This window comes from Nonomuraea rhizosphaerae (assembly GCF_019396405.1).
GTDB lineage: Bacteria > Actinomycetota > Actinomycetes > Streptosporangiales > Streptosporangiaceae > Nonomuraea > Nonomuraea rhizosphaerae.
The window spans coordinates 1-6,129 of record NZ_JAHKRL010000382.1 but is presented as its reverse complement, the minus strand read 5'-3'; the positions used below and the strand labels follow the sequence as shown (position 1 = coordinate 6,129).

The window sequence follows — 6,129 nt, the reverse complement described above, 5'->3', positions numbered from 1 at the left end:
CGCGACCGCCGGAGGGAAGTCCTCCAGCCGCCCGGCGCCGCCGCTGGCGATCACCGGCACCCGGACCGCCGCCCTGACCGCGTGCAGCATCTCCAGGTCGTAGCCGTCGAGCGTGCCGTCGCCGTCCATCGAGTTGAGCAGGATCTCACCCACTCCCAGCTCCTCACCGCGCGCCGCCCACTCGACGGCGTCGATGCCGGTGCCGCGGCGGCCGCCGTGGGTGGTCACCTCGAACCCGCTGGGCGTGCCGGCGGCCCGGCGGGCGTCCACCGACAGCACCACGCACTGCGCGCCGAAGCGCCGCGACGCCTCGGTGAGCAGCTCGGGCCTGGCGATGGCGGCGGTGTTGAGCGACACCTTGTCGGCGCCGGCCCGCAGCAGCCGGTTGACGTCCTCGACCGAGCGGATGCCGCCGCCCACGGTGAGCGGGATGAACACCTGCTCGGCGGTCCTGCGGACCACGTCGAGCATCGTGTCGCGCTCGCCCGACGAGGCGGTGATGTCCAGGAATGTCAGCTCGTCCGCGCCCTCGGCGTCGTAGCGCCTGGCCAGCTCGACCGGGTCGCCCGCGTCGCGCAGGTTCTCGAAGTTGACGCCCTTGACCACGCGTCCCGCGTCCACGTCCAGGCACGGGATGACCCGTACGGCTACCGTCATGCCCGCAGCGCCTCGATCTCGATCTCGACCAGCATCCTCGGATCGACCAGACCGGCCACTCTCACGCCGGTGCAGGCCGGGCGCACGTCGCCGAAGACCTCGGCGATCGCCTGCCCGACCCGGTCGAAGTGGTCGTGATCGACCACGTAGTAGCGGACCATGACCACGTCGACCCTGGTCAGCCCGCCCATCTCGACCGCCTCCAGGGCGATGTCCATCGCGGTCCTGCTCTGCAGGTAGGCGTCTCCGACGTGCTGCAGCTCACCGTCGACGGTGGCGGTACAGCCGGAGACGATGACCCTTTCGCCGATCACCACCGCTCTCGCGTAGCCGTACCGTTCCTCCCAGATGCCTCCTGAAAAGACTCTTGGACCGGTTTTTTCCATACTCATGCTGCCCATCACGCCCCCTCCCGACGAACTAGGCGTCGCGTACCGCGACCAGTGCGCTCTGCAGCGTGAAAGCCTGAGCGTAGAGGGCCCTGCCCACGATGGCGCCTTCCACTCCGTCAGGCACCAGCGAGGCGAGTGCCACCAGGTCATCGAGGCTGGACACGCCGCCGCTGGCCACGACGGGCTTGTCGGTGCGCTTGCAGATGTCACGGTAGAGGTCGAGGTTGGGCCCCTTGAGCATGCCGTCCTTGGTGACGTCGGTGACCACGTAGCGGGGGCAGCCGTCGGCCTCCAGCCGCTCCAGCACCTCCCACAGGTCTCCGGCGTCCTCGGTCCAGCCGCGGGCGGCGAGTGTGGTGCCGCGCACGTCCAGGCCGACGGCGATCCTGTCGCCGTGCTCGGCGATGATCTTACGGCACCAGTCAGGGTTCTCCAGCGCGGCGGTGCCGATGTTCACCCGGCGGCAGCCGGTGGCCAGGGCGGCGGCCAGCGAGGCGTCGTCGCGGATGCCGCCGGACAGCTCCACGTTCACCTCCAGCCTGCCGATCACGCCGGCGATCAGCTCCTGGTTGGAGCCGCGGCCGAAGGCGGCGTCGAGGTCGACCATGTGGATCCACTCCGCGCCCGCCTCCTGCCAGGCCAGCGCCGCGGCGAGCGGTTCGCCGTAGCCTGTCTCGGTCCCGGCCTCACCCTGGACGAGGCGGACGGCCTGGCCGTCCGCCACGTCCACGGCGGGGAGCAATACGAGCGACATCAGGTCCTCCGGTCGAAGGCGAGGGTCAACAGAACAGGTATCAACAGCAAGGACAGCACGAACACGGCGAAGCTCAGGAACGGCGCGCCCCACACCAGCCACACCGCGACCTGCACCAGCACGAACAGCAGCGCGACCACGGCGTTCTGGGCGCGGCGGCGGCGGGCCAGCAGGCCGCCCTGGCGGGCGACCCTGACGGGGCGGGGCACCAGCCGGGCCAGGCGGGCGCGGCGCCTGGAGGCGCGCGCCTGCCGCTCCTGGTTGAGCCGCATCGCGCGCTCGCGCCGCGCCTCACGCTCGGCCCGGCGGCGCGCCCGCTCCTTGCTCACGCGCCCGCCCTCTCAGGTAAGAGGCACGCGCCCTTTTCACGGCTCACGCGCCCGTCTCCTTGAATCCGGGGCAAGCGCCCCTGCCACGGCTCACGCGCCCGCCCTCTCACGCAAGGGTGCCGAGCCAGTTGGACAGCAGCGCCGCCCCGGCGTCACCGGACTTCTCCGGGTGGAACTGGGTGGCCATCAGCGGGCCGTTCTCGGCGGCGGCCACGAACGGCACCCCGTGCTCGGCCCAGGTGACCAGTGGCTCGGCGAACCCGTCGCCCGGCCGCAGCTCCCAGTCGCGCACGCCGTAGGAGTGCACGAAGTAGAAGCGCGTCTCCTCGTCCAGGCCGTCGAACAGCACGCTGCCCGCGGGCGTCTTGACGGTGTTCCAGCCCATGTGCGGCAGGATCGGCGCGTCGAGCCGCTCGACCGTGCCGGGCCACTCGCCGCAGCCCTCGGACTCGACCCCGTGCTCCACTCCCCTGGCGAACAGGATCTGCATGCCGACGCAGATGCCGAGCACCGGACGGCCGCCGGCCAGGCGCCTGCCGACGATCTGCTCCCCGCGCACCGCCTTGAGCCCGGCCATGCAGGCCGCGAACGCGCCCACCCCCGGCACCACCAGCCCGTCGCACTCCAGCGCGGCGTCGAAGTCGGCGGTGACGCTCACCTCGGCGCCCGTCCTGGCCAGCGCCCGCTCGGCGGAGCGCAGGTTGCCCGACCCGTAGTCGAGCACGACGACGTTCTTCCTCACCACCACAACACCCCCGCCGTGATCGCCAGCACCGCGCCGAGCGCGCAGACGGTCGCACCGATCCTGAGGCCCTGCTTGACCAGGGAGAAGACCCCGCCGAAGAGGAACAGCCCGAGGAACACCAGGACGATCGCGATCCAGTTCTGGGTCATAGGACGCCCTTGGTGCTGGGCACGCCGCTGGCCCGCGGGTCGGGCTCCGACGCCTCACGCAGCGCCCTGGCCAGGGCCTTGAACTGGGCCTCGACGATGTGATGGGCGTTGCGGCCGTACGGCACGTGCACGTGCAGGCAGATGGCGGCCTGGGCGACCAGCGACTCCAGGATGTGGCGGGTCATCGTCGTGTCGTACTCGGGGCCGATCATCGGCGCCATGCCCTCGGGCTCGGAGTGCACCAGGTAGGGGCGGCCGGACAGGTCCACCGTCACCTGGGCGAGCGCCTCGTCGAGCGGGCACGACGCGCTGCCGAACCTCCTGATGCCCGACTTGTCGCCCAGCGCCTGGCGGAACGCGGCGCCCAGCGCGAGCGCGGTGTCCTCGATCGTGTGGTGGGAGTCGATGTGCAGGTCGCCCTCGGTCTTGACGGTCAGGTCGAACAGGCCGTGCTTGCCGAGCTGCGCCAGCATGTGGTCGTAGAAGCCGACCCCGGTCGCGACGTCGACCAGCCCCGTGCCGTCGAGGTTGACCTCGACCAGGACCGACGTCTCCTTCGTGGCACGCTCGACCCGACCAACCCTGCTCACAGCACTCCCTCCATCGCGGCCCGGAAGGCCGCCATCTCCTCGCCGGTGCCGATCGACACCCGCAGCCATTCTGGCGGACCCACCTCGCGGATCAGCACCCCGCGCTCCAGCAGCCCCTCCCACACCGCGCGCCGGTCGGGGAAACGCCCGAACAGCACGAAGTTGGCGTCGGAGTCGGCCACGTCCAGGCCCTTGGCGCGCAGCCACGCCACCGTGTCGTCGCGCTCCCGCCTGAGGGTGTCCACGGCGCCGAGCAGCTCGGCCCGGTGCCGCAGCGCCACCCGCGCCGCCGCCTGCGTCAGCGTCGACAGATGGTACGGCAGCCGCACCAGCAGCAGCGCGTCGATCACCGCCGGGTGCGCGGCCAGGTAACCGAGCCGCGTGCCGGCCATCGCGAACGCCTTGGACATCGTCCGCGTGACGATCAGCCTCGGGTGCTGAGGCAGCAGGGTGAGCGCCGAGGGCGTCCCCTCCCTGGCGAACTCCGCGTACGCCTCGTCCACCACGACCATGCCCTTGGCCGCCTCCAGGACCCGGGTGATCGTCTCCATCGGCAGCGCGGTGCCGGTCGGGTTGTTGGGCGAGGTCAGGAACACGATGTCGGGCCGGTGCTCCTCGACCGCCGCGACCGTCTTGGCCGGGTCGAGCGAGAAGTCGCCCTCACGGGCGCCGGAGATCCACTCCGTGCTGGTGCCGGTCGTGATGATCGGGTGCATCGAGTACGACGGCTCGAACCCCAGCGCCGAACGGCCGTAGGAGCCGAACGCCTGAAGGATCTGCTGCAGGATCTCGTTGGAGCCGTTGGCCGCCCACACCTGCTCCCTGACCAGCCCGTGGCCCAGGTAGCCGGCCAGGTCGGCGCGCAGCGCCAGGGCGTCGCGGTCGGGGTAGCGGTTGAGCCCGCCGGCGCTCGCGCGCACCTCCTCGGCCAGGTCGTCGACCAGGGCCGGGGACGGCGGGTAGGGGTTCTCGTTGGTGTTGAGCAGGATGGGCACGTCGATCTGCGGGGCGCCGTACGGGCTGCGGCCCCGCAGGTCGTCGCGGATCGGCAGGTCGTCCAGGTTCACTAGCTCTTCTCTCCTCGGGCGGGGACCTGCCAGTCGAAGCGGGCACGGACGGCGGCGCCGTGGGCGGGCAGGTCCTCGGCGTCGGCCAGCACGGTGACGTGGCGGGCCGCGTCGGCCAGCGCCTCACGCGTGTAGTCGACGACGTGGATGCCGCGCAGGAACGACTGCACCGACAGGCCACTGGAGTGGCAGGCGCAGCCACCGGTGGGCAGCACGTGGTTGGACCCGGCCAGGTAGTCGCCGAGCGAGACCGGCGCGTACGGGCCGACGAAGATCGCCCCGGCGTTGCGCACCCGGGCGGCGACGGCGGCCGCGTCGGCCGTGTGGATCTCCAGGTGCTCGGCCGCGTAGGCGTCGACGACCTTCAGTCCGTCCTCGACGCCGTCCACCAGCACGATGCCCGACTGCCGGCCGGACAGCGCCTCGGTGATGCGCGCGGAGTGGCGGGTGGCGCCGACCTGCCCCGGCAGCTCCTTCTCCACGGCGTCGGCCAGCTCGGGGCTGTCGGTGACCAGCACCGCGGCCGCGATCACGTCGTGCTCGGCCTGGCTGATCAGGTCGGCGGCCACGTGCACCGGGTCGGCCGTCTCGTCGGCCAGGATCGCGATCTCCGTCGGCCCGGCCTCGGAGTCGATGCCGATCCGGCCCTTGAGCAGGCGTTTGGCGGCGGCCACGTAGACGTTGCCGGGCCCGGTCACCATGGTCGCGGGCGGGCACTCCTCGGTGCCGTAGGCGAACATCGCCACCGCCTGCGCCCCGCCCACCGAGTAGACCTCGTCCACCTCCAGCAGCGCGCACGCCGCCAGGATCGTGGGGTGCGGCAGCCCGCCGAAGTCCTTCTGCGCCGGGCTCGTCACGGCCAGCGAGCCGACCCCGGCCTCCTGGGCCGGCACGACGTTCATCACCACGCTCGACGGGTAGACGGCGCGCCCGCCCGGCACGTACAGGCCGACCCGGTCGACCGGCACCCACCGCTCGGTGACGGTGCCGCCCGGCACCACCTGCGTGGTGACGTCGGTGCGCAGCTGGTCGCGGTGGACCGTCCTGGCCCGGCGGATCGCCTCCTCCAGCGCGATGATCACCTCGGGGCTCATCCGGGTGAGCGACTGCCGGATGACCTCGTGCGGCACGCGGGCCCGCTCGATCTCCACACCGTCGAACCTGGCGGTCAGCTCCCGTACGGCTGCCGCCCCGCGATGGCGCACCGCGTCGCAGATGGGCCGCACCTTCTCCAGGGCGGCCTCGACGTCGAGCTCGGCGCGGGGCAGCACGTCGCGCAGGTTCGCCGGAAGGCAACCGCGCATGTCGATACGGGAAATCACCGTCCCAGTTTACGGAGTCCGACTGCTGAATCCGGTTCTGTCCACCATCCGGACGGGCGCGTCTTACCGGGGACGGGACACCCGAGGTGGTGCGGCCGTGAGACCGGCGATGACCTGGCGCCGG

9 protein-coding genes are annotated in these 6,129 nt (G+C 72.0%); all 9 read right to left on the bottom strand.

Translation table 11 applies throughout. The annotated features are described in order from the left end of the window. A partial coding sequence (hisF, locus tag KME77_RS19650) for an imidazole glycerol phosphate synthase subunit HisF (RefSeq protein WP_219469801.1) occupies nucleotides 1-657 on the bottom strand: 657 nt, incomplete at its 3' end. Further along, nucleotides 654-1,049, bottom strand: coding sequence for a RidA family protein (locus tag KME77_RS19645; RefSeq protein WP_246610227.1), 396 nt, complete (start codon nucleotides 1,047-1,049; stop codon nucleotides 654-656). The genes KME77_RS19645 and hisF, both read right to left, overlap by 4 nt. 28 nt (nucleotides 1,050-1,077) lie before the next feature. Next, entirely contained in the window at nucleotides 1,078-1,803 is a 726-nt protein-coding gene (gene priA, locus KME77_RS19640) for a bifunctional 1-(5-phosphoribosyl)-5-((5-phosphoribosylamino)methylideneamino)imidazole-4-carboxamide isomerase/phosphoribosylanthranilate isomerase PriA (RefSeq protein ID WP_219469798.1), read from the bottom strand. Next, nucleotides 1,803-2,132 carry a hypothetical protein gene (locus KME77_RS19635; RefSeq protein ID WP_219469795.1) on the bottom strand — a complete coding sequence of 110 codons (330 nt, stop codon included), beginning with the start codon at nucleotides 2,130-2,132 and terminating at the stop codon, nucleotides 1,803-1,805. The genes priA and KME77_RS19635 overlap by 1 nt, the downstream gene beginning before the upstream one ends. Nucleotides 2,133-2,238: 106 nt before the next feature. Further along, the gene (hisH, locus tag KME77_RS19630; protein WP_219469793.1) at nucleotides 2,239-2,874 is read right to left on the bottom strand and encodes an imidazole glycerol phosphate synthase subunit HisH; all 636 of its coding nucleotides are present in this window, start codon (nucleotides 2,872-2,874) and stop codon (nucleotides 2,239-2,241) included. Beyond that, the gene (locus tag KME77_RS19625) at nucleotides 2,871-3,026 is read right to left on the bottom strand and encodes a CG2302 family histidine operon protein (RefSeq protein WP_219469789.1); all 156 of its coding nucleotides are present in this window, start codon (nucleotides 3,024-3,026) and stop codon (nucleotides 2,871-2,873) included. The genes hisH and KME77_RS19625 overlap by 4 nt, the downstream gene beginning before the upstream one ends. Next, entirely contained in the window at nucleotides 3,023-3,616 is a 594-nt protein-coding gene (gene hisB / locus KME77_RS19620; RefSeq protein WP_219469787.1) for an imidazoleglycerol-phosphate dehydratase HisB, read from the bottom strand. Before hisB ends, KME77_RS19625 begins: the two co-directional genes overlap by 4 nt. Continuing rightward, a complete protein-coding gene (locus tag KME77_RS19615; protein ID WP_219469782.1) occupies nucleotides 3,613-4,683 on the bottom strand; it encodes a histidinol-phosphate transaminase in 1,071 nt (356 codons plus the stop codon). The genes hisB and KME77_RS19615 overlap by 4 nt, the downstream gene beginning before the upstream one ends. Then, nucleotides 4,683-6,005 carry a histidinol dehydrogenase gene (gene hisD / locus KME77_RS19610; protein ID WP_219469779.1) on the bottom strand — a complete coding sequence of 441 codons (1,323 nt, stop codon included), beginning with the start codon at nucleotides 6,003-6,005 and terminating at the stop codon, nucleotides 4,683-4,685. Before hisD ends, KME77_RS19615 begins: the two co-directional genes overlap by 1 nt. Nucleotides 6,006-6,129: the final 124 nt, after the last annotated feature.